Here is a 25,582-nt window from a genome sequence, read left to right as displayed (position 1 = left end):
TGTGGCAGATTTCGCGCCTGGACGAGGTGTCCACGGCACCCAAGACGCACAAGACGAACCGGCGGGCAGTGCAGCCGCGGAACCCGGATCCCAGGGAACTGCCGGCACCGGGACTCCGGGAACGGGAGCGGCACCGGCCGGCCCGACTGGCCCCCAGGCCAACCCCCATGCCGAACCCCGGGCCGAGCCGGAGGTCAAGGCCCAGGTTGCGGCGCCGGCCCCGGCCGCCGAGCCTGAGCCCGTTGACGTGCTGGTCATCGGCGCCCACCCGGACGACGCCGAGATCGGCATGGGCGGCACCCTGGTCAAGCTGCACCGGCTCGGCTACCGCATCGGCCTGATCGACCTGACCCGGGGGGAGCTGGGCAGCAAGGGCACCCCGGAACGGCGGGCCCAGGAGGCGGCGGCCGCCGCCCGGGTGTACGGCGCCCGTTTCCGCCTCAATCTCCACCTGGGCGACAACCGGGTGGAAGACTCCCCCGCCCTGGGCCGCAAGCTGGCCGCCCTGATCCGCCGCTGCCGGCCGCGGCTGGTCTTCACCCACCATGGCGACGACCGCCACCCCGACCACCGGGGGGCGTGGGCCCTGGTGCGGCGGGCCGTGTTCCAGGCGGCCCTGCGCAACCTGGATCTGGGCGAGCCGTACCACCTGGTGGACGCCCTGCTCTTCTTCCCCGTCAACGAGTGGGTCGAACCCAGCTTCGTCGTCGATATCACGGACACCTTCGAGGGGAAGCTGCAGGCCATGCGGGCCTTCGCCAGCCAGTTCGTCGAGCCCACGGCCCCCATCGACCACAAGTACTTCGGGGTCGAGGACTACCTCGAGGCGGCCACCGTCCGTGCCCGGCACTACGGCCTGCGCATCGGCGTGCGTTACGGCGAGGCGTTCCTGGCCGACGCGGTGCCGGTCGCCGATCCCGTGGCGGCCTTCCGGCGGGGCTGAGGACCCGGCTGCCCGGGTCCCGGCTGTCCGGGTCCCGGGCGGCCGCCCGGTCCCGGGCCGGTCCCCGCCGCGCCGCGGGCTGCCGGGGCGGGGGGCCGTGCCGTGGCCCGCGAACCCGGGGAGGCTCCGGGCGTCTCCACCCCGGGCGAAGAACCTTGACCGCTGCCCGGCGCCGCCGCCGGCCGGGCTGCCGCCATGGCCCGGAGAAGGCGCCGCTCCGCTTCCTGCAGCCGCCTCACCATGGCGATGGGGGGCACCCCTTCTTCCCGGGCCAGTTCGGCAATGGACCGGGGCGTCCCCCCGTCCAGGCCCCACCGCCGCGCCAGGATCCTGGCGTCGGCGGGCGGAACCAGCTCCAGGCCCCGCCGCACCCAATCCGCACCTGCAATCTGGGCAAGACTGCCGAGATGGACGAACACGGTGCCTCCCTCCCCAACCCATACATGCTGCGGCGGGCTGGGGGGTGATGGGCGGCCGTCCCTTCGCGCCGCCCCCGGCCCTGGAGCTGCCCGGCAGTGCTTCCGCAGAGCGCGAGCGAGATTGACGGTGATATCGTGTGATGAAGCGTTATTGGCGAGGACTTTTGCGCTTCGCCACCGTCCACATGGCCAGGTTGGCCACAACGGTGTCTTTCCGGTATCTTATGGTGTGGTTCCTCACGGCGCTTCCATGCCCAGGCTGGTCCCCGGCGAGAGGGCCTGGCTCGCGCGTCTCTCGTGACGTCCTTTCTCCGGTCCATGACGAAGCGGTGGGAGCGAATCGTCAGGAGGTGGTAGCCGGTGGCGGGAGGCAAGGGCCGCGTCCGGCCGGCGCCAGGCGCATGGCAGGAGTTTCTGGCCAGCGAGGCGGGGGCCGGGATCCTCCTCATCGCCTGTGCCGTCATCGCCATGATCTGGGCCAACTCGCCGGCATATGAAGCCTATCGGGCCCTGAAGGAACTCCCGGTGGCGCTGCGGCTCGGGTCTATGGAGCTGGACATGACCCTGGCCGAGTGGGTGAAGCACGGGCTGATGTCGATCTTCTTCCTCGCGGTCGGTCTCGAGATCAAGCGGGAACTGCTGGCCGGAGAGCTGGCCGATCCGCGCCGGGCCGCCCTGGCCGTCATCGCGGCAGTGGGCGGGATGGTGGTTCCGGCGGCGATCTACAGCGTGGTGAATGCCGGCGGGCCCGGCGCACCGGGGTGGGGTATCCCGATGGCCACCGACATCGCCTTCGCCCTCGGGGTCCTCAGCCTGCTCGGCCCGCGGGTGCCCGTTGGGCTCAAGGTCTTCCTCACCGCGGTGGCCATCGTTGACGACCTGGGGGCCGTACTGGTCATTGCCTTGTTCTACAGCGGGGGTCTCCAGCCCGGTCCCCTGCTGCTCATGGCGGTGGCGCTGGCAGGGGCCCTCGCTTACGGCCGCCTGGCCCGCGGCCAGCACCTGGCGGTGTATCTGCTCTTCGGTCTCCTGGCATGGTACGGCTCGCTCCAGGGGGGGATCAGTCCCTCCGTCGCCGCCGTCCTCCTGGCCTTGACCGTCCCCATGGAGGCCACAGAGGGCGCCGGGCCGGCCCGCGGCACCGGCGGCCCGGCCGGCAGTGGGACCACGCCGGCCCACGCGGCGGCCGGTCCCCTGCACCGCCTTGAACACATGCTGAGCCCCTGGGTGACCTATGCCATCCTGCCCTTGTTCGCGCTGTTGACGGCGGGAGTATCGCTGGAGGCCGCCTCCCCGAGCCGTGTCACCATGGGCGCGTTCCTTGGCCTGCTCCTGGGCAAGCCCGCCGGCCTCCTGAGCGCCAGCTGGCTCGCTGTCCGCGCCGGCTGGGCCTCCCTGCCGGCCGGCACGGGCTGGAGCGCCATGGCCGGTGCCGGCCTGCTGGCAGGGATTGGCTTCACCATGTCCCTCTTCATAGCGGGCCTGGCGTTCGACGGCACCCCTTACCTCGATCAGGCGAAGATCGGCGTCCTGACCGCATCGGCGGTGGCCGGTATCGCCGGCCTGGCCGTGCTGAGCGCGGGCACGGCACGATCCGCGACGCGAGCCACAAGATAAGGGGACGGGCAGGCGGCAGCGGAACCGGGCATGGGGCCGGGGCCCTAGGACCGGGCGCGGAGCCCGTGCGAGGGACCCGGCCGCAGGGACGGGTCACGAGGCTCGAGCACGGAGCTCGGCCGCACAGACCGGCCGCGACACCCGAGCACGGAGCCCTGCCGCAGGGACCGGTCACAAGGCCCGGCCGCCAGGCCTATGCCTGTACCCGCCTGCGGGAAGGCAGGGGGAATTCTCGCCAGGGGGTGGAACCATCGACGTCCTGACCCTGCTGCTGCTGGGACTGGGCATTGCGCTGTTGCTGGGGGTGGCGCTGACCTGGCTGGCCGATCGGGTCGCCTTCCCCGCCCTGGTGCTGTTCCTCGGCCTGGGCATGCTGGCCGGCAGCGACGTCCTGGGCTGGGTCTACTTTGACAACGCCCGCCTTGCCCACCAGGTGGCCACCGTCGCCCTGGCGCTCATCCTGTTCGAAGGCGGGCTGGCCTCACGGTGGAGCGAGCTGCGCCCCGTCCTGGCTCCGGGGCTGGTCCTGGCCACGGCCGGCGTCGCCATCTCCGCCGCGCTGGTGGGAGCGGCGGCTGCCTGGCTGCCCGGTCTGGACTGGACCCATGGGCTGCTCATCGGCGCCATCGTCGGTTCCACCGACGCCGCCGCCGTCTTTGCCATCCTGCGCCGCACGCCGCTCCCCCGCAAGCTGGCCGCCACCCTTGAGCTGGAGTCAGGGACCAACGATCCGGTGGCCATCTTTCTCACCGACCTGTTCGTCCGCATGGCGATCGAACCGGTCGCCCCCCTGGAAGGCCTGGCGCTGCTGGTCCGGCAGGTCGGGTTCGGCGCCGTGGCGGGATGGGCGGCCGGGCGGGCAGGAGCCGTCGCCATGAACCGCCTGGCCGCGGAATCCAGCTACCCGTACATGCTGTTGAGCACGGGCGTCGCCCTGACGGCCTACGGCGCGGCGGCGGTGGTGGGCGGCAGCGGCTTTTTGGCGGTCTATCTGGCCGGGCTCATGATGAGCCGCTACGCGCCGGTGTACCGGCTCACGGTGGTGCGGTTCCACGAGGGCCTGAGCTGGGTGGCCCAGGTGGGCATGTTCGTCCTCCTCGGGCTGCTGGTCTTTCCCAGCCAGTTGCCGGAGGTTGCCGGCGGGGCCCTGGTGATCACCGGCGCCCTCATGCTGGTCGCCCGGCCCCTGGCCACCTGGATCTGCACGCTGCCCTGGGACTTCGACTGGCGCGAGCGCCTGTTCCTCGGCTGGGCGGGCCTGCGGGGCGCGGTGCCCATCGTGCTGGCCACGGTCCCGCTGGCCGCCGGGCTGGAAGACAGCTGGTACCTGTTCCACGTGGTGTTCTTCGTCGTCCTGGCGTCGGTGGCCGTCCAGGGCACCACGCTGGCTCCCCTGGCCCGCTGGCTGGGGCTGGCCGCGCCGGGGGCGGGACCTGCGGAGCCCCGGCTGGAGCTGGCGCCGGTGGGCCGGCCCGCCGTGGGCCTGATCCACGTGCAGGTCTCCGAACATGCCTCGGCGGCGGGGCGCAGCCTCTCCCAGGTCAACCTGCCCGGAGGGGCGACGGTCACCATGCTGGTGCGGGACGGCCGGGTGATCCCGCCCCGGGGCCGGACGGTGCTCCATCCCGGGGACCACCTGTACGTTCTCGTACAGGAGCGGGACGTGGAGCCGGTGATCGCTCTGCTGGCGGGCACCGAACCCGGCCCGAGGGGTGGAACGGGCCGGCCCCCAGCCGGAGACGGCGCACCCCCGCCGCCCGCACCGGCATCGGAGGTCACCTGATCCAACCGGACGGCCACCCGGGCTGCCTCGCCCTGGGTGACGATGGGGGCTGCCTCACCCTTCGCCCCCGCCGCCCTCGCTGCCGCCTTCCTCCAACGCCGCCCGGCCCGCCGCCAGCCGGGCGATGAGCACGCGGAAGGGCGAGCAGCTGACGTAGTCCAGCCCCGCCCGGTGGCAGAAGGCGATGGACGCCGGATCGCCGCCGTGCTCGCCGCAGATGCCCACCTTGAGGTCGGGCCGGACCCGGCGGCCGTCGGCCACGGCCAGCTGGATCAGCCGGCCCACCCCGGCGGCGTCCAGGGACACGAAGGGGTTCTCCGGCAGGATCTTCTCCGCCAGGTAGTGGTGGAGGAACTTGCCCTCGGCGTCGTCGCGGCTGAAGCCGAAGGTGGTCTGGGTCAGGTCGTTGGTCCCGAAGGAGAAGAACTCGGCCACCTGGGCGATCTCGCCCGCCGTCAGGGCCGCCCGCGGCACCTCGATCATGGTGCCGATCCGGACCTTCAGGTCCAGGCCCGTCTCCGCCTCCACCTCCCGGCGCACCGCCTCGATGCGCTCCCGCAAGAAGGCCAGCTCCCGCACGTGGGCCACCAGCGGGATCATGATCTCCGGCCGGGCATCCACGCCGCGGCGCCGCAGGTTGGCCGTGGCCCGGAAGATGGCCCGGGCTTGCATCTCGTACACCTCGGGGAAGGTGATGCCCAGGCGGCAGCCACGGTGGCCCAGCATGGGGTTGGCCTCGTTCAGGGCCCGCACCTTGCGCAGCAGCTCGCGGCGCTCCTCCAGCCGGGCCGGGTCGCCGCCCTCCAGCTCCAGCCGCGTCACCTCCACCAGCAGCTCCTCCAGGGAGGGCAGGAACTCGTGGAGCGGCGGGTCCAGCAGGCGGATGGTCACCGGCAGCCCGGCCATGGCCTCCAGGATCCCTTCGAAGTCGGATTGCTGCATCACCGCCAGCTCGGCCAGGGCCGCCTCCCGCTCCTCCCGGGTCTCGGCCAGGATCATGCGCTGGACGGCGGGCAGCCGCTCGGGGCCCATGAACATGTGCTCGGTCCGGCAGAGGCCGATGCCCTCGGCACCGAACTCCCGCGCCCGGCGGGCATCTTCCGGCGTGTCGGCGTTGGCCAGCACCCCCAGCCGCCGCGCCGCGTCCGCCCACTCCAGTAGCTGCCGGAACTCGGGCGACAGCTCCGGTTCCACCAGCGGCACCTGGCCGGCGAATACCCGGCCCGTGGCGCCGTCGATGGTGATCATGTCGCCCTTGCGGAAGACCCGGCCCCCCACCTGGAACTCTTCCCGCTCCAGGTCGATGCGCAGCGCCTCGCAGCCGCAGACGGCGGGCTTGCCCATGCCGCGGGCCACCACCGCGGCGTGGCTGGTCATGCCGCCGCGGCTGGTCAGGACACCCTGGGCCGCCACGATGCCGTGGATGTCATCGGGGGTGGTCTCGGGCCGGACCAGGATGATCGCCTGGCCGTCCCGGCCCAGCCGTTCCGCCTCATCGGCGTCAAAGACGATGGCCCCCACGGCCGCCCCCGGCGAGGCGGGCAGCCCCTGGGCCAGCGGCTCGACCGCCGCGTTGGGGTCCACGTGCTTGTGCAAGAGGCGGGCCACCTGGTCGGGGTCGACCCGCAGCAGGGCCGTTTGCCGATCGATGAGGCCCTCCTGCACCATGTCGCAGGCGATGCGCACGGCGGCCGCCGCCGTCCGCTTGCCGCTGCGGGTCTGCAGCAGGAACAGGCGCCCACGGTCGACGGTGAACTCGATGTCCTGCATGTCCCGGTAGTGGCGCTCCAGGCGCTCCGCCACCTGCTCCAGCTGGCGGTAGAGCGCCGGCCGCTGCTCCTTCAGCCGGGCGATGGGCTCCGGCGTGCGGATGCCGGCCACCACGTCCTCCCCCTGGGCATTAGGAAGGTACTCGCCATACAGCTCGCGGGCACCCGTGGAGGGATTGCGGGTGAACATCACGCCGGTTCCCGAGTCGGGGCCCGTGTTGCCGAAGACCATGGCCTGCACGTTGACACCGGTGCCCAGGTCGTCGGGGATCTTGTGGATGCGGCGGTAGACCTTGGCCCGCTCGTTGTTCCACGAGTCGAACACGGCCCGGATGGCCAGCTCCAGCTGCGCCCGCGGGTCCTGGGGGAAGTCGCGACCGGCCTCCTGCCGGACGATCTCCTTGAAGGTCGCCACCAGCCGCTCCAGTTCCTCCGCCGGCAGTTCGTGGTCGAACCGGACGCCGCGCCGCTGCCGGGCGGCTTCCAGGGCGTGCTCGAAGCGGGCGGCCGGTACCCGCAGCACCACGTCGCCGAACATCTGGATCAGCCGCCGGTAGCAGTCGAAGGCAAAGCGCGGGTCCCCCGTCTCCCGGGCCAGCCCCTGCACCGCCTGGTCGTTGAGCCCCAGGTTGAGGATGGTGTCCATCATCCCCGGCATGGAGACGGGCGCCCCGGACCGGACCGACACCAGCAAGGGCCGTTCGGGATCGCCGAACCGGCGGCCGATCTCCCGCTCGAGCCGCGCCAGCTGCTGCTCCACCTGCTCCATGAGGCCGGGCGGGAACACCCCGCCGGCGGCCTGGTAGGCCTTGCAGGCCTCGGTGGTGATGGTGAAGCCCGGCGGGACGGGCAGGCCGATGCGGGTCATCTCGGCCAGGTTGGCGCCCTTGCCGCCCAGGAGGGCCCGGCCGGCCCCCGCTCCCTCGTCGAAGAAGTAGACCCACCGCCGCGGCGCCGCCTGGGGCTGGGCCGCGGGCTCAGCGGTCCCCGTGCTCATGGAGCTCCCCCTTCGCCAGGATCTGCAGCACCGTGTTGGCCGTCTCCTCCACGGCCTTGTTGGTGACGTCGATGACGGGGCAGCCCAGTTCCCGGAAGATGCGCTGGGCGTAGGCCAGTTCTTCCTGGATGCGCTGCATGCTGCCGTAGCTGGAGTCCTCACCGAGGCCGATGGCCTTGAGCCGCTCCCGCCGGATCCGCTGCAGGGCGTCGGGGCGGATGATCAGGCCCACCAGCCGGTTCCGCGGTACCTTATACAATTCGGGAGGCGGCTCCACCTCCGGGACCAGGGGCACGTTGGCCACCTTGTACATGCGGTGGGCCAGGTACATGCTGACCGGCGTCTTGGAGGTGCGGGAGACGCCCAGCAGCACGATGTCCGCCTGGAGCAGGCCGCGGGGATCCTTGCCGTCGTCGTACTTGACGGCGAACTCCACGGCTTCCACCCGCCGGAAGTACTCCTCGTCCAGGCGGTGGCGCAGGCCGGGCTGCAGCCGCGGCGGGCGCTCCGCCACCCGCATCCAGGCCGCCATCATCGGCCCCATGATGTCGACCACGGGGATGCCGGCCGCCTGGGCCTTCTCGTTCAGTGCCCGGCGCAAGTCCTCCAGGATCAGGGTGTGGACGATCAGGCTGCGCTGCTCGCGACGGGCCCGCGCCACGATCTCGTCGACGGTCTCCATGCGATCGACGTAGGGGAAGCGGTAGAAGGTCGCACGATGACCGTTGAACTGGCTGGCGGCCGCCCGGGCCACCAGCTCGGCGGTCTCGCCCAGGGAATCGGAGACGATGAACACCACCGGTTCTGCCACCAGGTTCCCCCTCCCCCGGCCATCGGGTGTCAGGATTGGACATCCTGGCGCCAATCCCTGGTGCCGGCGGCCCGGGCTTCAGCGGCCGGCGGCCGGGCTAGACGCCGGCCGCCAGCTCCCCGAGGGCCGCCACCCGGCCGGCCAGGCCGGCCACCCGCTTGAGCAAGGCGAGGCGGTTGGCCCGGAGGGCCGGATCTTCCGCCATCACCAGCACCCGGTCGAGGAAGGCGTCGACGGCGGGCCGCAGCCCGGCGATGGCCCGGAAGTAGGCGCCGTAATCCCGGACGGCCAGGGCCTCCTGCACCACCCCGGCGGCTGCCTCCACCGCGGCGTAGAGCGCCTGCTCCTCGGCCTCCCGGAACAGGGCCGGGTCGACGGCGTCCGCCTCCGCCCGCCCGGCCAGGTTGGCCGCCCGCCGGTGGACGGTCAGCACGTCGGCAGCCAGGGGCGAGGCCACCAGTTCCGCCACCGCCCGGGCCCGGGCCCAGACCCCGGGCACGTCGCGGGCGTCGACCGCCAGCACCGCCTGAATGACGTCGTGGGCGTAACCCGCCTCGGCCAGCAGCCCGCGCAGCCGCGCTGCCAGGAAGTCCATCAGCCTGGCCCTGACCTCGTCCGGGTCGAACCGTACCTCCACCGCCGGCGAGGCCACGGGCGGCAGGTAGCCGGCCAGGGCCTGATCCAGCAGGGCATCCAGGGGGGGCAGGGCCGGGTGGCCCGATCCGGCTGCGCCCGCGCCGGCCGGCGCGCCGCCGCCTTCCGCCCGGCCCGCCGGCCCTTGCGCCGCGGGCCCGGCCAGCAGGCGCAGCAGGCCCACCCCCGCCCGGCGCAGGCCGTAGGGGTCCTGGGAGCCCGTGGGTTCCAGGCCTGCGGCAAAGCAACCCGCCAGGGTGTCGGCCCGGTCGGCGATGGCCAGCAGCAGGCCCGGCCAGGTGGACGGCAGCTCGCCGTCGTCCCCGCCCCGCGGCAGGTACTGCTCGGCCAGGGCCTGGGCCACCGCCGGCGGCTCGCCGTCCAGCAGGGCGTACTCCCTCCCCATGCGGCCTGCCAGCTCGGTGAACTCGTAGACCAGGGCGGTCACCAGGTCGGCCTTGGCCAGGCGGGCCGCCCGGGCCGCCTGCTGCCGCTCTTCGGCCGGCAGCCCCAGCTCCTCCGCCAGCCAGCCCACCAGCCGCTCCAGCCGCCGCGTCTTGTCGAGCAGGGTGCCCAGCCCCGGCAGGAAGGAGACCCGCTCCAGGTCCGCCACCCGGTCCGCCAGCCGCCGCTGCCGGTCCTGCTGGAAGAAGAACCGGGCATCGGCCAGCCGGGCGCGGATCACCCGCTCGTTCCCCTGCCGCACCGTCTGAAGGTGCCGCTCGTCGCCGTTGCGGACGGCGATGAAGTAGGGCATCAGGCGGCTCTCCCCCGGCTGCCGCACGGGGAAGTAGCGCTGGTGGACCTTCATCGTGGTGACCAGCACGTCCCGGGGCAGCTCCAGCATCTCGGGGGCGAAGGAGCCGGTGAAGGCCGTGGGGTACTCCACCAGGTCGACCACCTCGTCCAGGAGCTCGGGGTCGATCTCCGCCTCGCCCCCCACGGCGGCGGCCACGGCCCGGGCCTGCTCCACGATGCGCTGCCGGCGCTCCTCGGGGTCGACCACCACATACGCCTCCGCCAGCCGGCGGCGGTACTCGTCTTCCGCCGCCGAGGCCAGTTCCACCGCCTCCGGATGGAGGAACCGGTGACCGTAACTCACCCGCCCGGCCCGCACCCCGGCGAAGGAGACCGGCAGCACCTCCTCGCCCAGCAGGGCCACCAGCCAGTGGACGGGGCGGATGAACCGGTGCTCGCCGGCCCCCCAGCGCATGGTGCGGCGGAACTCAAGGCCGCCCAGGACGGCCGGCAGCAACTCCGCCAGCACCTCCGCCGCAGGCCGCCCCTGGTGGACCTTGCGGGCGAAGACGTACTCGCCCTGGGGGGTCTGGCGCACCACCAGCTGGCTCACCTCGACCCCCTGGCTGCGGGCGAAGCCCAGGGCCGCCGGCGCCGGCTCGCCGCCCGGACCGAAGGCCGCGGCCCGGGACGGCCCCCGGACCCACTCCTCCCGGGCTTCCTGCCGCGGTGACAGCCCCTGCACCACCAGGGTGAGCCGGCGCGGGGTTCCCAGGGACCGCACCACCTCATACGTCAGGCCCGCCTCCGCCAAGGCCGTGCCGGCCCGCTCCGCCAGCTGGCGGCGAGCCTCCCCGCAGTCGCCGGCAGGGATCTCCTCGCACCCCACCTCGACCAGAAGATCGAGCCGCTGGTCCATCTCGGACTGGTCCATCTCACGCTGCTCCATGGTCCTGGCTCCTTCCCCCGACGAGTTTCGCTGTCAACCCCGGTACCCGCCCGGATCAGCCCGCCGCCGGGCCGGAGGCCGGTTCGTCCGCGGGGGCGGGACCGGCGCCCCAGGCTCCGGCCTGCAGCAGCGGGTAGCCCAGCCGCTCCCGCTGGGCCAGGTAGGCCTCGGCCGCCTTGCGGGCCAGGGCCCGCACCCGCCCCAGCAGCGCGGTGCGCTCGTTGGCGCTGACGGCGTTGCGGGCCTCCAGCACGTTGAACAGGTGGGAGCATTTGAGCACGTAGTCGTAACCGGGCAGGGCGAGGCCCTGGTCCAGGGCGCGGCCGGCCTCCCGGGCGGCGTCATCGAACCAGCGGCGGAGCATGTCCACGTCGGCATGCTCGAAGCTGTAGGCCGAGTGCTCGTACTCCGCCATGCGGAACATCTCGCCGTAGGTCACGCCGTCGACCCAGCGGATGTCGAAGACGGTGTCCACCCCCTGCAGGTAGGTGGCGATGCGCTCCAGGCCGTAGGTGAGCTCGACCGACACGGGCTTGCACTCGAAACCCGCCACCTGCTGGAAGTAGGTGAACTGGGTGATCTCCATGCCGTCCAGCCAGACCTCCCAGCCCAGGCCCCAGGCGCCGCCGCTGGGCCACTCCCAGTTGTCCTCGACGAAGCGGATGTCGTGCTCCAGGGGCTCGATGCCCAGGGCCCTCAAGCTGCCCAGGTAGAGCTCCTGCACGTCCGGCGGGGACGGCTTGAGGATCACCTGGTACTGCCAGTGCTGGTAGAGCCGGTTGGGATTTTCGCCGTAACGCCCGTCGGCGGGCCGGCGGGACGGCTCCACGTAGGCCACCCGCCACGGCTCGGGGCCCAGGGCGCGGAAGAAGGTCAGGGGATTCATGGTGCCGGCCCCCGTCTCCACGTCGTAGGGCATGGCCAGCACGCACCCCTGCTCGGCCCAGTACTGGTTGAGCCGGAGGATCATCTGCTGGAAGTCCACCGGGACATCCCTCCTGCGGCACAAAGGTCGAATGGGGCACGAAAATCGAAGGCCGCCCGCCCCCTCAGGGACGGGCGGCCCCTGGCCCCCGCGGTTCCACCCTGATTGGTCCACCGGCACCCCCCGCCGGCGGCGGCCGCGGGCGAACCCGGCCCCGGGCCCGCCACGCCCCTCGACGGGCACCGCACCGGCCGCCGCTTCCCGCCCCGCAGGCGAGCAGCCCGGCAAACCCACCTCACTCCGTGCGGGCTTTACTCGGCAGAGGACGGCCTCCGCAGCCCCGGGGCGCCGCCATGATCCCCATCATCTTGCTCCGCCTCCGGGATGCTGCTCTCCTGCGCCGCCTCCGCCTTTCCTCCCGCGGGCTCAGGGGCGCCTTCCCCCGGGGTCCGGGCCGGCCTTCCACCCTCGCCGGCTCGCTGCCACCGGAAGGACCGGGGTACTCCTCCCCTTCATCGCCTGACAACGACCGGCCGGCCGCCGGCAGCCTGGCTGCCGGCCCGCCCGCCGGCTGGACGGTCAAGGTGAATGTCGTCGATTGCGTATATTCCGTCGATATCGGCAAAACAGGCATTCCGCCTGCAGATGCCGCCCGGAAGGGCCCCATTCGGCGGCGCCGGGTGGAATCCTCCCGGCGGTGGGGCCCGCTCCGGCCGGCGCGCCCATCAATGGCGGGGTCCCGGATCCTGGGTCCCGCCCGCCGCCCCGTCGCCCGGGGAATCCCAGCCGCCGCTGCCCCCGTAGGTGCCGCCCTCACCATAGCCGCCCGCCGGGCCGCCGGCCGCACCCGGGCCCGTGCCGGTCTCGCCCCAGCCGCCGGCCCCCGCCGGGCCCGCACCCCCGGTGCCGCCCGTTCCCTGGCCGGCTCCGGCGGTGCCGTCGTTGCGGCGTTCCACCACGATGGTCGCCCGGGTGACCAGGGCCGCGATGACGCCCACCACCGCCAGCATGGGCGCCAGCAGCGCCCCCAGGGCGCCCACGGTGACGGGCAGCTCCACCAGGGTCTGCCCGTCCTGGTTGCGGATGACGATGCGGCGCACGTTACCCTCGTTGATCAGCTGCCGCACCCGGTCAACCAGCTCGGCCCCCTGGACCTGGATCCGCTCCTGCCAGGTGTTGCGGCGGGACTCCTCCTCCAGGCGGATCAGGGCCTCCACCACGTCCCCGCCGCACTGGTCCAGAAGCTCCTTGGCCCGGCGGTAGCTGACCCCGGCCCGCTCCCTCAGGATATCGATCTTCTCCAGCTCGCTCACCCGCTCCACCCCCTTGGGTCACGACCGGCTAGCGGCCTGCGCTCGCCCCGGGTGCCGGCGGCCCCGCCGGCGGCATCGCTGCTTCATCCAGTATTGCCAAAATGCCGGCCGATCGAAAGGGCCGGCCCAGGTGGTAGACCAGGTGGGTCTGGGTCACCTCCGCCGCCCGGGCCAGGGTCGCCGGCGCCGGCCGCAGCCGGGCCGCCAGCTGGGGGTTCAGCCGCCCGGCCAGGCGCAGCACCTGCCAGGTGGCGGGGTCCAGGGACAGGGCCGCCGGCCGGCCCGGCCGGCACCTCCGGCAGAGGGCGCCGCCCATCTCGGCGCTGTAACCCGCGGGCAGGGCCCCCTCCCCGGGCGCGGGGGCGGGCGGGCCACCCCCCGCGCCGCGCCCCTGCGGCAGCACCAGGGGCCGCCCGCAGTCCTGGCAGGCCTCCAGCTGGATGCCCAGGCCGGCCAGATCGAGCAGCCGGAGCTCCGCATGGCGCAGCCAGAGCCCCTGGGCCACGCGGTCGGCAGGGGCCGCCGCCAGCCCCCGCAGCACCGCCAGCAGTACGGGGAAGACCCCGGGGCTCGGTGCCCCTTCGTGGGTGAACGCCTCGGCCAGCTCGGCCACGTAGGCGGCGGCCGCCAGGGCCTCCAGGCTCCCCCGCAGGCCGGCGTGGGCGTCCAGCACCTGGACCTGGCTTACCCCGTCCAGGGAGCGCCCTTTCCACAGGAGGAACCGGCTGTAGGTGTAGGGCTGCACCCCGGCCGCCAAGGAACTGCGCGGGCGGCGCACCCCCTTGGCCAGCACGGTGCGGCGGGTCCCGTCCCGGTCCACCAGGGTGACCAGCCGGTCCCGCTCGCCGTACTCCCGGGTCCTGAGCACGATCCCTTCCACGCTGTAGAGGGGCATGCCGCCCACCTCCCCGCCCCGGGCGGGCTGCGTGGGGCCCGGTTGGGATGGCACCACGAGGGCCGCTCCGCGCCGGGTCGCCCGGCCCGCCATCAGCCCGCGACGCGGAACAGCAGCCACGTGGCGGTGAGAAAGTACACCAGGGTGCCCACCACGTCCAGGGTGGTGGTGACGAAGGGGCCCGATGCCACGGCCGGGTCGACCCGCAACCCGTGCAGGGCCAGGGGCACCACCACGCCGATGGCCGCCGCCACCAGGGTGTTGAGCCCCATGGCCGTCCCCACCGTCACCGCCACCGCGCCGTTCCCCAGCACCGCGTAGACCAGGCCGGTGCTGGTCAGCGCCAGCACCAGCGCCAGGAGCAACCCCACCTGCAGCTCCCGCCCCAGCACCCCCAGCGCCTCGCCGCGCTCGATCTCCCCCGTGGCCAGCCCCCGCACCGCCGTGGCCAGGGACTGGGTGCCCACGTTGCCCGCGGTGGCCGCCAGCAGGGGGATGAAGTAGGCCAGCTCCGCCACCCGCTCCAGGGTGCCCTCGAACCCCTGGATCACCTTCGCCACCACCAGCTCGCCCAGCAAGAGGCCGACCAGCCAGGGCAGGCGCAGGCGGGCCCGCAGCCAGGAGGTGCCGGCCGCCGCCCCCTCGGGCGTGGCGGTCAGCCGGTAGATGTCCTCGCTGGCCTCCTCCTCCAGCACGTCGACCACGTCGTCCACGGTGACGATGCCCAGGATCCGCCCCTCGGCATCGACCACCGGCACCGCCAGCAGGTCGTACTTGGCCACCACCCGGGCGACCTCTTCCTGGTCCATGTCCGGCGGCACCGTCACCACGCGGGTGCGCATGATGCGGCGGATGGGGGTGTCGGGCGGCGCCACGATGAGCTCCCGCAGGGAGAGGACTCCCTGCAGCCGCTCCTCCCGGTCCACCACGTAGACGTAATAGATCGTTTCCGCGTCGGGCGCCAGCCGGCGCAGGGCGTCGATGGCCTCGGCGGCGGTAAGGTCGTCCTGCAGGGCGACGAACTCGGTGGTCATCAGGCCGCCGGCGGTGTCGTCCAGGTAGGCCAGCAGGGACCGCACGTCCGCCGCTTCCCGGTCGCGCAGCAGCCTCAGCAGGTCGACCGCCCGCTGGGGCGGCAGTTCGCCCAGCAGGTCCGCCACCTCGTCGCTGGACATCTCCTCCAGGACGGCCCCGGCCCGCTGGCGGTCCAGGACCGCCAGGATCTCCGACTGGACCGGCGCCGGCAGCTCCTCCACCACCAGGGCGGCCTGCTCCGGCGGAAGCCACCCCAGCAGCCGGGCCCGGAGGGCCGGCTCCTGGCTCAGGACGAACTCGGCCAGGTCCGCCGGGTGCAGCTCGCCGGCCAGCCGCCCCGCCGCCGCCCCATCGCCGTCCTGTACGGCCCGGGCCAGCTGCTCCTGCCAGGGAGCTGCCGCGCCGGCGGTGGCGGGGCGGGCCGGTGGATTCCGCCGCCCCTGCTGGGCGGGGGCGGCCGGTGCGTTCCGGTGTCTCTGCTGCCCGTTCCCTTCCGACTGCGCCACCGGACCACCTCACTGGTGGAAGCCGAAATTGCTCAGGGCGCCCTGCTTGTTCCTCCAGTCGGGCTTGACCTTGACCCACAGGTCCAGGTAGATCCGGGAGCCCAGCAGGGCCTCGATCTCGAGCCGCGCCAGGCGCCCGATCTCCTTCAGCATGCGGCCCTGCTCCCCGATCAGGATGCGCTTCTGCCCCTCCCGCTCCACGTAGATGGTGGCGGGCACGTAGACCACCCCGTTGGGCCGGCGTTCCACCTTTTCGATCTGCACCGCCACCGCGTGGGGCACCTCTTCCCGGGTCAGGTGGAGGATCTGCTCCCGGATGAGCTCCGCCATGATCTGGGCCTCGGGCTGGTCGGTCACCATATCCTCGGGGAAGAACCGGGGCCCCTCCGGCAGCAGGCCCTCCAGGGTCCCGACCAGCTCGGCGACGCCGACCCCGTGCAGGGCGGAGACGGGGTGGACCGCGGCGAAAGTGCCCAGCTCCGCAAAGCGGGCGGCGATGGCCGGCACCTCCCCCGGGGCCACCTGGTCGATCTTGTTGACCACCAGGACCCGCGGCGTCTTGAGACCGGCCAGCTGCTCGGCGATGAACCGGTCACCCGGCCCCGGCTCCCGGTCGGGAGCCTCCACCAGCCAGCAGACGGCCTCCACCTCCTGGAGGGTGCGGCGGGCGATCTGGACCATGTGCTCGCCCAGCAGGTGCTGGGGCTTGTGGATGCCCGGCGTGTCGACGAAGACCAGCTGGGCCCCGGGCCGGTTGAGCACCCCCAGGATCCGGGTCCGGGTGGTCTGGGGCTTGTCGGACATGATGGCGATCTTCCGCCCGATCAGCTGGTTGAGCAGGGTCGACTTGCCCACGTTGGGCCGGCCGATCAGGGCGACGAAGCCCGAACGGAAACCCTGGGCGCGGGCGCCCGGGGCGGGATGGGCGCCCGGCCCGCCCGGGGCGCCGGGCAGGTCCGGCCGGCGCTCGTGGGGCTCGCGGGGCGACTCGGCGGCTCCGGCCCGGCCAGGGGCCGGCGACTCCTGCCCCGGTCCACCGGTTGTCATGCGCCATCCCTCCTCTCTGCCCGGGCTAGTTGCCCGCCGGCGCCTGGCGGTTGTCCGTTTCGCCGGCGGCGTCCGGCCCCTGGTCCGGCCCCTGGATCTCCACCCGGGTGGACGTGGGAACCAGGTGGACCCAGACCGGACCGGGCACCAGGGTCACGGGCTGGCCGCCGGCCTCCAGCCAGCGGGTGGGTGCGGCGGCCGACGGCTTCTCCCAGCGCCCCTCCCGCCACCGCCCGCCGGTGGCGATGAGCAGGCGCCCGGAACCCGTCACGTCCACGTCCAGCCGCCCGGCCGCATCGCCGGCGATGGGCCGGGACGGCACGAACTGGATCAGCAGGCTCGCCGGCGCCAGGGGCTGCCCGGTCTCCTCCGCGGCATGGGGGCCGAAGGCGGTCTCCCGCCGGAAGCCTTGCCCCGTCCACCGGTAGCGCACCCACCCCTGGCGCCAGCCGGGCCAGTGGACGACCAGTTCCTCTACCTCCTGGCCCGCCGGACGGGCTCCGGGGTCCAGGAAGGTGAAGGGGGCGGCCGGCGGCTGCGCCGTGACGGCCCAGCCGCGTTCTTCCGCAGCCGCCACGGCCACCGGCAAGGATGCATAAAGATTATGGGGCATCGCCCGGCGGTTGTCCCGGGTGAAGACCCGCCGCCCCCCGCCCCGGGGATCGGAACGGACGCCGTCCAGGTCATCCAGGCCGCTGGCCCCGATGCGGGCATAGTGCTGGGGGCTGCCCCCGGCGTGGACGTACAGGGCGTCCCATTCGGCCGCCAGGTCCAGGAAGTAGTGGCGCGAGCTGCGCACGGGCCCCACCCGCTCCGGCCGCTGGGTGACGAACAGGGCCAGCAGGCGGGTGATGCCGCCTTCCGCCGGCACCTCATACACCAGATCGGCCGCCGCCAGTCCCGCCTGGGGGCGGGCGTCAGGATGGTTGTCGATGCTGGCCAGGATCGGGCGCTGCTCCAGGAGGGCCGGATCGTCCAGCGGCAGGCCCGTCAGCGGGTTCACCGCCGCGGGCGGCGTTGGGGCGGGTTCGGCCGGTCCGGGGGGTGGTGGCGAGGTCGGGACCGTGGCCGGTTGCGGCCGGCTGCACGCGACCAGTGCCACGCCGGCCAGGACCATCAGGGCCAGGGCCAGGACCGGGCCCGGGACGAGCCGCCGGCCGGGGTGAAGGGGCGGTACGGCGGGCCGGCGACCGGGCCGCTCCGGCGACGGCGGCAGGGATGGCTCGCGCGGTGACGGCGGCAAGGGTGTCTCCTCCTCCCGTCAGGCTGGAATGGGATGGCCGCTTGCGGCTCCGCCGGCGCGGCCCCCCTGGCACCCGCGGTGGTCCCAGGCAGGTCCTGGCGGCAACCGGCGAGCGGCGGGGGCCGGCCCGGCAGGGCCAGCCTACCGGGCCGGCCGGCGGGCCGCTGCCCGCCGCCGGTCCCGCGCAGGGGGGCGGGGAACCGGCTCGTCCCGGGTCGCCCGGCGGACGCCCAGGGAGCTCACGGCGAAATACAGCGCAGGGAGAAGGGGCCAGAGCCGCCAGGGCGCTTCCCGGGCGTGGGCCAGGAACAGGCCGGGGAGCTGCAGCAGCCCCTCACCCAGCACCACCACCCCCGTCAGGGTGGCTAGCAGGGCGGCCGCCAGCACGGCCCCCGCGGCCACATCCTTGACCCGGCCGGCCAGGGGCCGGAACTCCTCCGTGGCCAGGTCCACCGCCCCTTCGATGGCCGTGTTGAGCCACTCCAGCAGGATGACCATCCCGGCCGCCAGGATCAGGACGGCCCACTGCCAGGACGCGGCCCCGAGCCACCAGGCGGCGGTGAAGAGCAGCGTGGCGGCGGCGAAGTGCAGGCGCATGTTGGCCTCGGTGGCCCAGATCCAGCGGAAGCCGGCCCACGCGTAGCGGAAGGACTCGGCCAGGGTGCCGGCCCGGCCGAAGCTGGGCCGCCGGCCGCCTGTCATGGCCGGCTCAGCCCGCAGTCGGCCAGCGCCGCTTCCGCCTTCTCGTGCATGCGCCGCTCGCGCTCCGCGTCGGGGTGGTCGTAGCCCAGCAGGTGAAGCACACCGTGGGCCAGCAGGTAGCCCACCTCCCGGTCCAGGGAGTGGCCGTAGTCCCGGGCCTGGGCCGCCGCCCGCTCCAGGGAGATCACCACGTCACCTAGGGGCACCGGCTCCGGCCCGGGCGCCACCTGGGCGGGGACGGCCGGCGCCCGCACCAGCGCGGCCACCTCGTCCGGTTCCAGCTGCGGGAAGGAGAGCACGTCGGTGGGCGCGTCCTTGCCCCGGTAACGCCGGTTGAGTTCCTGGATGGCCACGTCGTCGACGAAGGTGAGGGAGATCTCCACGGGGACCCCAAGGCCCTCGGCCGCCAGCAGGCGGCCCACCACCGCCGGCAGGAGGCGATCCCAGTGGGGTGGCACGGCCAGCCGGTCCTGGTGGTTGTCCATCGCCAGCACGGGCTGGGACGGCACGGCGCCGCCATCCTGGTGCATCCCGTTCCCTCCTGCTTCGTTGCCTCCGGCCGGGCCGCCCCAGGCCGGCCGGACGCCCCTCTCCTGCGATCTCAGCTGCCCGGCCTCAGTCGCCGCCGTCCGGGGGGCGGGAGCCGCCGGGACCGCCGGCTCCCGCGGCCGGTCCCGGCGGGTCATCCGCTCCCGTCGCGGCCCGCTCCGGCGCGGCCGGCTCCGGGGTCTGGGGTGGCCGGGACGCGGTCCGGGAGGGCGGCCCTTCCTTGCGCCGGGCCCGCTCCATCTCCTTGAGCACCACCTCGGGGTACTCGATGCGGTGATGGAAGATCCCCGTCAGGACCCGGACGAAGGTGCTGGCGATCCGGTCCAGGTCGCGGAAGGTGAGGTCGGCCCGGTCCAGCTGGCCGTCGTTGAGGCGGTCCTTGATGATCTTGCGCACCACCTGCTCGATGCGGCCCGGGGTCAGGTGTCCCAGGGACCGGACCGTCGCCTCCACCCCGTCGGCCAGCATCACCACCGCCGTCTCGCGGGTGGTGGGGGGCGGGCCGTCGTAGCGGAAGTTGCCCTCGAGCACCTGGTCCGGTTCACCCATCTCCTGCGCGCGCCGCAGGAAGTATTCCACCCTGGTGGTCCCGTGGTGCTCCCGGATGAACCGGATGATCTCTTCCGGCAGGCCGTGCTGCCGTGCCAGCTCGACGCCGTCCTTGACGTGGGCGGTGATGATCAGGGCGCTGAGGTTAGGCGACAGCTTGTCATGGGGGTTCTCGCCCCCGAACTGGTTCTCGATGAAGAAGTAGGGGCGCCGGATCTTGCCCACGTCGTGGTAGTAGGCTCCCACCCGCGCCAGCAGGGAGTTCCCGCCGATCTCCTCCACCGCCGCCTCGGCCAGGTTGGCCACCATCAGGCTGTGGTGGTAGGTGCCGGGCGCCTCCACCAGCAGGCGGCGCAGCAGCGGCTGGTTGGGGTTCGCCAGTTCGATCAGGCGGACCGGCGTGACAAGGCCGAAAAAGCTCTCCAGGAAGGGCAGCAGGCCGATGGTGAGAATGGCCGCCAGCAGCCCGCCGAAGGCCGACCAGCCCACCTGCTTCCAGACCTCGAGCCCGGTGAGGGGCGGGCTGCCGAACATCAGGGCCAGGGCCAGGGTCGACGCCACGTTGACGCCCGCGATGATGGCCCCGGCGCGGATGAAGTCGGACCGGTGCCCCAGGCGGGAGACGGAAAAGGCTGCCGCCGCCCCTCCGAGGAAGGTCACGATGCCGAACCGCAGGCCGTCGCCGGCCATCACCCCCACCGCCACGGAGAGCAGCATGGCGGCCACCAGGGCCGTACGAGGGTTCAGCAAGACCGCCAGTAGCATGGGTCCCGTGGCCACCGGCATCAGGTAGGGCGACACGGGCTGGAGCAGGCGGGCGAAGACCAGGGTGATCACCGGCACCAGGCCGAACAGGACGAACCGCGGTTCGTCCTCGTAAACCCGGCGATCAAAGGTGGCCAGGTACGCGCCCCCGGCCGCCATGCCCAGCAGCACCAGCAGGCCCGTGCCCGCCCAGATGCCCGCCAGGTCCCAGGGATCTTCCTGCAGCAGGCCCGCGTCCCGCAGGCGGACCATGTCCTCTTCCGTCACCTTTTCCCCGGCTTCCACGATGACCTCGCCGGGGACGATGACCACCGGATCGACCTGTTCCATGGCCCTGCGCCGGGCCTCTTCGGTGCCTTCCCGGTCGAAGATCAGGTTGGGCCGCAGCACGCGGCTGCCCACCTGGCGCATGAACTGCCGCAGGGGCTGGGGGTAGTCCAGGTTCTCGATCTCCTCGCCCAGCCGCAGCCGGGTGGCGGCCAGCTGGTCTTCCTTGATCCCCTGGTCCAGCTCCCGCCGCACCAGCGTCCACAGGTCGCGGCGCATGGCCTCCAGCGTGCCCTTGCCGGCCGCCAGGACGGCGTCCGCCACCTCCGCCGGTAGAGAAAAGCCCAGCCGCTCTTCCAGCCGGGTGCGATCCGCAGCCGTAGGGGCGGCCTCCGCCGGCGCACCCTGGCCGTCTGTCTGGTCCCGCCGGGCCATGGCGTCCTGCACGGCCGCCACGGCGGCAAAGGCGGCCTCCAGGTCCCGCCGGGCCTGCTCGGCGGCCGAATCGTCCTCCTGGTACTGGTCGGGGACGGCCCGGGCCGCCTCCTGGCGGAGGCGTTCCGTCGCCGGGCGGTCGATGAGCTGCTTGGGCGCCACCAGATCCCGGGGAGCCGCCTGGCCGGGCCGCACCCGCACCTGGGCCGGCGCCACCGCCGTGGCCAGCAGCAGCGTGAAACACAGGAAGAACAGGCCACTCCACATGAAGCGCCGCACCTGGGGCTCCCGCCACTGCTCGCCCAGGTGGCGATCAAGCCACCGCCCCAGGCCGGCAAAACCTCCGTCCATCTTGTCCACTCCCGGCACAGGCGTCGCTCGCGGTGGACGGGCGGTAGCTCACCGCCCGGCTTGCTGGGCCGGCATCCCGGCGCCAGGACGGCCGGCCGCCTCGCCCGCACCCTGCCCACCGTTGGGGCGCCCTTCCCCAGGGGCACCCGCCGGCGGCGCCGCTCCCCCCTCCCGGTGCGTCCCGTCGCGGCCGGCTGCAGCCTGTTCTTCCTGGCGTTCGTACGCCTCGTACGCGAGGATGATCTGCTGCACCAGGGGGTGGCGCACCACGTCCCGCTCCGTCAGGTAGACGAACTGGATGCCCTCGATGCCCTTGAGGACCTGCTGGACGTGGGCCAGGCCCGAGTGGCGCCCCCGGGGCAGGTCGACCTGGGTCACGTCGCCCGTCACCACCGCCTTGGAGCCGAAGCCCAGGCGGGTGAGGAACATCTTCATCTGCTCGGGGGTCGTGTTCTGCGCCTCGTCCAGGATGATGAACGAATCGTCCAGGGTACGCCCGCGCATGTAGGCCAGGGGAGCCACCTCGATCAGGCCCCGGTTCATGTACTTCTGGAAGGTCTCGACGCCCAGCATGTCCCACAGCGCATCGTACAGGGGCCGCAGGTAAGGGTCGACCTTGTCCTGGAGATCGCCCGGGAGGAAGCCCAGCTTCTCACCGGCCTCTACGGCAGGCCGGGTCAGGATGATGCGGGCCACCTGGTGGGCTTTAAGGCTGGCGATGGCCACGGCCATGGCCAGGTAGGTCTTGCCCGTCCCCGCGGGACCGATGCCGAAGACGATGCCGTTCTCGCGGATGGCCTCGACGTAACGGCGCTGGCCCAGGGTTTTGGGGCGGATCGGCTTACCCCGGGCCGTGGTCACGATGACGTCGTCGGTCACTTCGGGGATGCGTTCGGCCCGCCCCTCCCGCGCCAGCTGGATGGCGTACCGCACGTCTTCGGGCCCCAGGGCCACCCCGCGCCGCACCTGCTGCAGAAGGCCCTCGAACAGCGTGGCGACCTGCCGCACCTCCTCGGGGCGGCCGCGCAGGCGGATGTGATCACCCCGGGACACGATCTGCACGGGAAAGCTGTCCTGGATCAGGCGCAGGTTCTGGTCCCCGCGCCCGAAGAGCTGCAGCGCTTCGCTGTGGTCCGCCAGGTCGATCACGGCCACGTGGCCTTCGGCGGCCGGCGGCGCCGCACCGTTGGGCTGCCGCGCATCGGGCAATGAGCCCATCGCCCTCCTTCGTGCACCGGGTGAGGTCCTCCCGCGCCCCGCGCCCGGCAGGCTCAGCCCCGCGGCCCATCCCGCCCGGGGCGCACCGCCTACCGCGGCTGAAAGGGGCGCTGGACGCCGATATCCTCGATCACCTCGACGGTGGTGCGGACCCCGGCGAACCCGGCGCCCTGCTGCACCACCTGGCTGCGCACCGCCACCACCCGGCTTCCCGGCGGCAGGCCGGCGGTCACCCGGGCCACCACCTGCCGCTCCACCAGCCGCACCGCCTGCTGCAGGGTCAGCACATGCCGGGCCAGCACCACCTGGTGGCGCGTTTCCCTGAGCAGTTCGACAGGCGGCGGGCCATCCCTCCACCCGGGGATGGCCACCAGGACCCGGCGCTCGACCTCGTAGCGGCCGGGATCCCCCCGCTGCCAGTATACCGGCAGGCGCCAGGATCCGATACGCAGGACGATTCGGGTCGACGCGCGTCCCGTGCGCACGGGCCGGGTCTGCTCGAGGGGCACCTCGCGGTACTCGCTGTACCAGGTCCGGGCCAGCACCCGGCCCAGGGCGGCCACCGGCTTGCCCTGGCTGGGGGACGGGGACGGGCGGCCGCCGCGGGCGGCATCGGCGGGAGGCGGCGGCAGGTAGGCGCCGCGGATCAGGATCTGCCCGGCCTTCACCACCTGGCCGGGCTGGACCACCGGCTCACCCCGCAAGGCCATGATCTGGACGACGACGCCCGGCCGGCGGGCGACCACGTGGGCCGGGCGGTCGGCGGGCACGGCCGGCGGGGGATCCTTTTCCACCACATCCAGCACGACCTTGACGCCGTAACGGGTGATGCCCACCCAGGCCACCCCCGGCACCTCGAGGGGCAGCCGCTCGGCCAGCTGGCGGAGGTCGATGGCAGCCTGGCGCACCCCGGGGCGCAGCCCGGCCCGGGCCAGCTCCTGCCGCAGCACGGCCTCCGGCAGGTGTTCCAGGCCCCGGATCTCGATGAACCAGATGGCACCGGACAGGTAATAGACCAGCAGCGCCGTCGCCAGGGCGCCTCCCAGCAGCACCCTTCGCCGCTGGAGGCGTCGCCACAGGAAGGGCCAGCCCACCCGCCGGCCGAAGCGCACCCGGCAGCGGGCGGCCCGGGCCACCGGCCGCAGGCCACCCACCTGGCCGGCGGCCACCCAGCCCCGCAGGGACCCGTCTTCCCGCCGGCGCACTCGCCAGAGGACCAGCCCCCGGGCGGCCGCCAGGTTGAGAAAGGCCTCGGGCCCGGCTCGGGGCAGGCCGGGATCGTCACCCGGTGCCGGGGCGGGATCCCCCGGCCGGCGCTTGGACAGGGGGACGAACCGGCGGCCCCGAGGCGAGGGGCTGACGGTCACCTCCACCGCACCCAGCAAAAACTGCCACAGCCCTCGGGTCACCGGGCCTTCCCTCCCGGACGGGAGGCGCCTCTGCCGGAGAAGCCGCCCGTCCTGCGGGGCCCGGCCCTGCCGCTTTCTTCCCCGCCGCCGGACACCGGCAGGAAGCGCAGCTGTTCCACCTGGCCCTGCAGGCACAGCTGTTCCCGGTCGATCCGGCCGATGGCCAGCTCCCGGCCCGTGACCTCCAGGCGGCCGCCGGGCACGGCCACCAGCACCCGGCCCGGACCGAACAAGAGGACTCCCCGGTGATTCTCAACCACCAGCTCGAGCCCGCCCAGCAAGGTGATGCGGGGAAGGTTGCGCACCGCATCCCGCGGCAGTTCCAGGGCACCGGCAAGGGAGTCCTCCAGGCCCGCCAGCCACTGGCGCCACCCCTCCCCACCGGCGACCCCTCCGCCTGCTCCGCCCCCGCGCCCGTCCCGCGCCAAGGCGCTGCCTCCTTCGTGCACAAGCCTCCGGTGAAGGTTACGGCGGGGGACGGAGCGATATGATGGGCAGGTCACGGCCCCGCACCGGGGTCGGGGGCCTTGCCGGCGGCCACCGGCTCTCCCCGGGCAACGCGGCAGGGGCCGCGGCGTCACCGCGGCCCCTGCCGGACCTGAGTCGTTCGCGGAAGTTCGGGCGTCACCGCTTGCGGCGAAGAGGGGGTTCCGGCGTCCACGGGCGCAGGGCGCGGGGCCGGCCCAGCACCTCCGTCCAGATCCAGGCGGTGCGCAAGGCTTCCCGGCGGGCCGCCGGCGCCATCAACGCGACCGCGGCCGCCGGCGGCAGGGGTCCCTGCCGGCCGGAAGCGGCCGGGCCCGGCGCGGCACCCCCATCCCCCGTGGCGGCGGCCGCCGGACCGCCCGGGGCGGCCGAGGTCCCGGTGCCGGCCCGGATGGCCGGCCGGGCGGCCGTCGCGTGCCTTCCGGCAAGCCCCTCCCGGGTGAGCCGGCCCTCGCGACCGGGCCCGCTCTCCCCGCCGGGGCTTCCCTCGCCGCCGGGCAGGCCCTCCCTGCCGGGGCTGCCCTCGCCGCCCCAGAGGCCCTCACCGCCGGGCACCCCCTCCCGGCCGGCCCGTCCTTCACCGCCCGCCCGCTCCGAACCTCTGCCGCCGGTGCCCGCCCGGCCGGTTGCCGGCCGGTGTTCCTGCGCCGCCTCGCCCCCCTCCGGGCGGCTGCGGGCCGGCGGCCGGGCCCGCCCGGGTTCGTCCTGGGGCAGCGCGACGTCGGTTTCCCGGAGCAGGTCTTCCAGCTGGGACAGGAGGTCACCCCAGAGGTCACCCCAGAGGTCGCCCCAGGGGCCCCGCCGGGGACCGGTCCGGGGCCCTTGGGCCGGCACCTGCGGGCGGCCGGCCCGCGGTGGCGGGGCCCCTGCTGCAGCGGGGGGACGGTGCCCCGGAGGCCCACCGTCCGGGCCGTCCCCTCGGCCCCGGGCAGCCGGGAATCCTGGGCTTTCCGCCCGGCCCGGCTCCCCCAGCCCGCGGGGCGGCGACGGCTGCGGCCCGGGCGGCGCCAGGTCTCTCCCGGGCTCCTGGTGCGCCGGGGGCTCCCGCCGTCCGGCCGCGGGGCGGTCCGGTGCCGGCCCGGTCCCTTGACCCGGCCGTTTCCGGTAAAAGTCGGCCAGACCCCGGGCCACGCTGGCCAGGACCGCGAGCAGGATGGCCAGATTGATTCCCGATTCCAGCAGCCACTCCAACCAGCCGTTCACCACCGCCCACCTCCCGGCGCCCGAA

At 73.8% G+C, this 25,582-nt stretch carries 20 protein-coding genes; 3 read left to right on the top strand and 17 right to left on the bottom strand.

Going from position 1 to position 25,582, the window contains the following annotated elements:
* Position 1: 1 nt before the first annotated feature.
* The gene (gene bshB1, locus THESUDRAFT_RS01760) at positions 2–943 is read left to right on the top strand and encodes a bacillithiol biosynthesis deacetylase BshB1 (protein WP_006902983.1); all 942 of its coding nucleotides are present in this window, start codon (positions 2–4) and stop codon (positions 941–943) included.
* On the opposite strand, the gene THESUDRAFT_RS01755 is transcribed toward bshB1, so the two are convergent.
* Entirely contained in the window at positions 874–1,362 is a 489-nt protein-coding gene (locus tag THESUDRAFT_RS01755) for a hypothetical protein (RefSeq protein ID WP_006902982.1), read from the bottom strand. The two genes, bshB1 and THESUDRAFT_RS01755, sit on opposite strands and share 70 nt — an antisense overlap.
* A 360-nt stretch (positions 1,363–1,722) precedes the next feature.
* Between THESUDRAFT_RS01755 and nhaA the strand changes: the two genes are divergently transcribed.
* On the top strand, positions 1,723–2,979 hold the full coding sequence (nhaA, locus tag THESUDRAFT_RS01750) for a Na+/H+ antiporter NhaA (RefSeq protein WP_006902981.1): 1,257 nt from the start codon (positions 1,723–1,725) through the stop codon (positions 2,977–2,979).
* A 199-nt stretch (positions 2,980–3,178) separates the two neighbouring features.
* The gene (locus THESUDRAFT_RS01745) at positions 3,179–4,762 is read left to right on the top strand and encodes a potassium/proton antiporter (protein ID WP_341349098.1); all 1,584 of its coding nucleotides are present in this window, start codon (positions 3,179–3,181) and stop codon (positions 4,760–4,762) included.
* A gap of 54 nt (positions 4,763–4,816) precedes the next feature.
* Here the strand turns inward: THESUDRAFT_RS01745 and ppdK are convergent, their stop codons facing one another.
* From ppdK to THESUDRAFT_RS01665, 16 genes are all read right to left on the bottom strand, one after another.
* A complete protein-coding gene (gene ppdK / locus THESUDRAFT_RS01740; RefSeq protein ID WP_006902979.1) occupies positions 4,817–7,528 on the bottom strand; it encodes a pyruvate, phosphate dikinase in 2,712 nt (903 codons plus the stop codon).
* Positions 7,509–8,339 carry a pyruvate, water dikinase regulatory protein gene (locus THESUDRAFT_RS01735; RefSeq protein ID WP_006902978.1) on the bottom strand — a complete coding sequence of 277 codons (831 nt, stop codon included), beginning with the start codon at positions 8,337–8,339 and terminating at the stop codon, positions 7,509–7,511. Before THESUDRAFT_RS01735 ends, ppdK begins: the two co-directional genes overlap by 20 nt.
* Positions 8,340–8,436: 97 nt before the next feature.
* Complete coding sequence (gene glyS / locus THESUDRAFT_RS01730) at positions 8,437–10,659, bottom strand: glycine--tRNA ligase subunit beta (protein ID WP_006902977.1); 2,223 nt, start codon at positions 10,657–10,659, stop codon at positions 8,437–8,439.
* A gap of 55 nt (positions 10,660–10,714) precedes the next feature.
* The gene (gene glyQ, locus THESUDRAFT_RS01725; protein ID WP_006902976.1) at positions 10,715–11,644 is read right to left on the bottom strand and encodes a glycine--tRNA ligase subunit alpha; all 930 of its coding nucleotides are present in this window, start codon (positions 11,642–11,644) and stop codon (positions 10,715–10,717) included.
* A gap of 665 nt (positions 11,645–12,309) precedes the next feature.
* On the bottom strand, positions 12,310–12,897 hold the full coding sequence (locus THESUDRAFT_RS11980; RefSeq protein ID WP_006902975.1) for a DUF4342 domain-containing protein: 588 nt from the start codon (positions 12,895–12,897) through the stop codon (positions 12,310–12,312).
* Positions 12,898–12,925: 28 nt separating this feature from the next.
* On the bottom strand, positions 12,926–13,792 hold the full coding sequence (gene recO / locus THESUDRAFT_RS11975; protein ID WP_006902974.1) for a DNA repair protein RecO: 867 nt from the start codon (positions 13,790–13,792) through the stop codon (positions 12,926–12,928).
* A gap of 92 nt (positions 13,793–13,884) precedes the next feature.
* Positions 13,885–15,333: a magnesium transporter gene (gene mgtE / locus THESUDRAFT_RS01710; protein WP_006902973.1), complete on the bottom strand. Its 1,449-nt coding sequence runs from the start codon at positions 15,331–15,333 to the stop codon at positions 13,885–13,887.
* Between the two features lie 9 nt (positions 15,334–15,342).
* Positions 15,343–16,380, bottom strand: coding sequence for a GTPase Era (gene era, locus THESUDRAFT_RS01705; protein WP_006902971.1), 1,038 nt, complete (start codon positions 16,378–16,380; stop codon positions 15,343–15,345).
* 25 nt (positions 16,381–16,405) lie between these two features.
* The gene (locus THESUDRAFT_RS01700) at positions 16,406–17,623 is read right to left on the bottom strand and encodes a DUF3048 domain-containing protein (protein ID WP_006902970.1); all 1,218 of its coding nucleotides are present in this window, start codon (positions 17,621–17,623) and stop codon (positions 16,406–16,408) included.
* A gap of 141 nt (positions 17,624–17,764) precedes the next feature.
* The gene (locus THESUDRAFT_RS11970) at positions 17,765–18,325 is read right to left on the bottom strand and encodes a diacylglycerol kinase family protein (RefSeq protein WP_006902969.1); all 561 of its coding nucleotides are present in this window, start codon (positions 18,323–18,325) and stop codon (positions 17,765–17,767) included.
* Positions 18,322–18,855, bottom strand: a complete 534-nt coding sequence (gene ybeY, locus THESUDRAFT_RS01690) for an rRNA maturation RNase YbeY (RefSeq protein WP_006902968.1) — start codon at positions 18,853–18,855, stop codon at positions 18,322–18,324. Before ybeY ends, THESUDRAFT_RS11970 begins: the two co-directional genes overlap by 4 nt.
* 85 nt (positions 18,856–18,940) lie before the next feature.
* Positions 18,941–21,241, bottom strand: coding sequence for an HD family phosphohydrolase (locus tag THESUDRAFT_RS01685; RefSeq protein ID WP_006902967.1), 2,301 nt, complete (start codon positions 21,239–21,241; stop codon positions 18,941–18,943).
* Between the two features lie 48 nt (positions 21,242–21,289).
* Positions 21,290–22,450 carry a PhoH family protein gene (locus THESUDRAFT_RS01680; RefSeq protein WP_006902966.1) on the bottom strand — a complete coding sequence of 387 codons (1,161 nt, stop codon included), beginning with the start codon at positions 22,448–22,450 and terminating at the stop codon, positions 21,290–21,292.
* Between the two features lie 98 nt (positions 22,451–22,548).
* A complete protein-coding gene (gene yqfD / locus THESUDRAFT_RS01675) occupies positions 22,549–23,868 on the bottom strand; it encodes a sporulation protein YqfD (RefSeq protein WP_006902965.1) in 1,320 nt (439 codons plus the stop codon).
* The gene (locus THESUDRAFT_RS11965; protein ID WP_006902964.1) at positions 23,865–24,296 is read right to left on the bottom strand and encodes a YabP/YqfC family sporulation protein; all 432 of its coding nucleotides are present in this window, start codon (positions 24,294–24,296) and stop codon (positions 23,865–23,867) included. Before THESUDRAFT_RS11965 ends, yqfD begins: the two co-directional genes overlap by 4 nt.
* A 196-nt stretch (positions 24,297–24,492) precedes the next feature.
* Positions 24,493–25,557 (bottom strand): hypothetical protein, encoded by a 1,065-nt coding sequence (locus tag THESUDRAFT_RS01665; RefSeq protein ID WP_156821673.1) that lies wholly within the window; start codon positions 25,555–25,557, stop codon positions 24,493–24,495.
* Between the last annotated feature and the right edge of the window lie 25 nt (positions 25,558–25,582).

Source organism: Thermaerobacter subterraneus DSM 13965 (assembly GCF_000183545.2).
Classification (GTDB): Bacteria; Bacillota; Sulfobacillia; order Thermaerobacterales; family Thermaerobacteraceae; genus Thermaerobacter; species Thermaerobacter subterraneus.
Note: the sequence above shows the minus strand (reverse complement) of the source record. Positions and strands in the feature narration are given on the sequence as shown.

Bases quoted from the DNA above. Each gene is read 5' to 3' on its own strand.
- recO (WP_006902974.1), bottom strand. From the start codon at position 13,792: ATGCCCCTCTACAGCGTGGAAGGGATCGTGCTCAGGACCCGGGAGTAC.
- glyS (WP_006902977.1), bottom strand. From the start codon at position 10,659: ATGGAGCAGCGTGAGATGGACCAGTCCGAGATGGACCAGCGGCTCGAT.
- ybeY (WP_006902968.1), bottom strand. From the start codon at position 18,855: ATGCACCAGGATGGCGGCGCCGTGCCGTCCCAGCCCGTGCTGGCGATG.
- THESUDRAFT_RS01685 (WP_006902967.1), bottom strand. From the start codon at position 21,241: ATGGACGGAGGTTTTGCCGGCCTGGGGCGGTGGCTTGATCGCCACCTG.
- ppdK (WP_006902979.1), bottom strand. From the start codon at position 7,528: ATGAGCACGGGGACCGCTGAGCCCGCGGCCCAGCCCCAGGCGGCGCCG.
- THESUDRAFT_RS11970 (WP_006902969.1), bottom strand. From the start codon at position 18,325: ATGACAGGCGGCCGGCGGCCCAGCTTCGGCCGGGCCGGCACCCTGGCC.
- era (WP_006902971.1), bottom strand. From the start codon at position 16,380: ATGACAACCGGTGGACCGGGGCAGGAGTCGCCGGCCCCTGGCCGGGCC.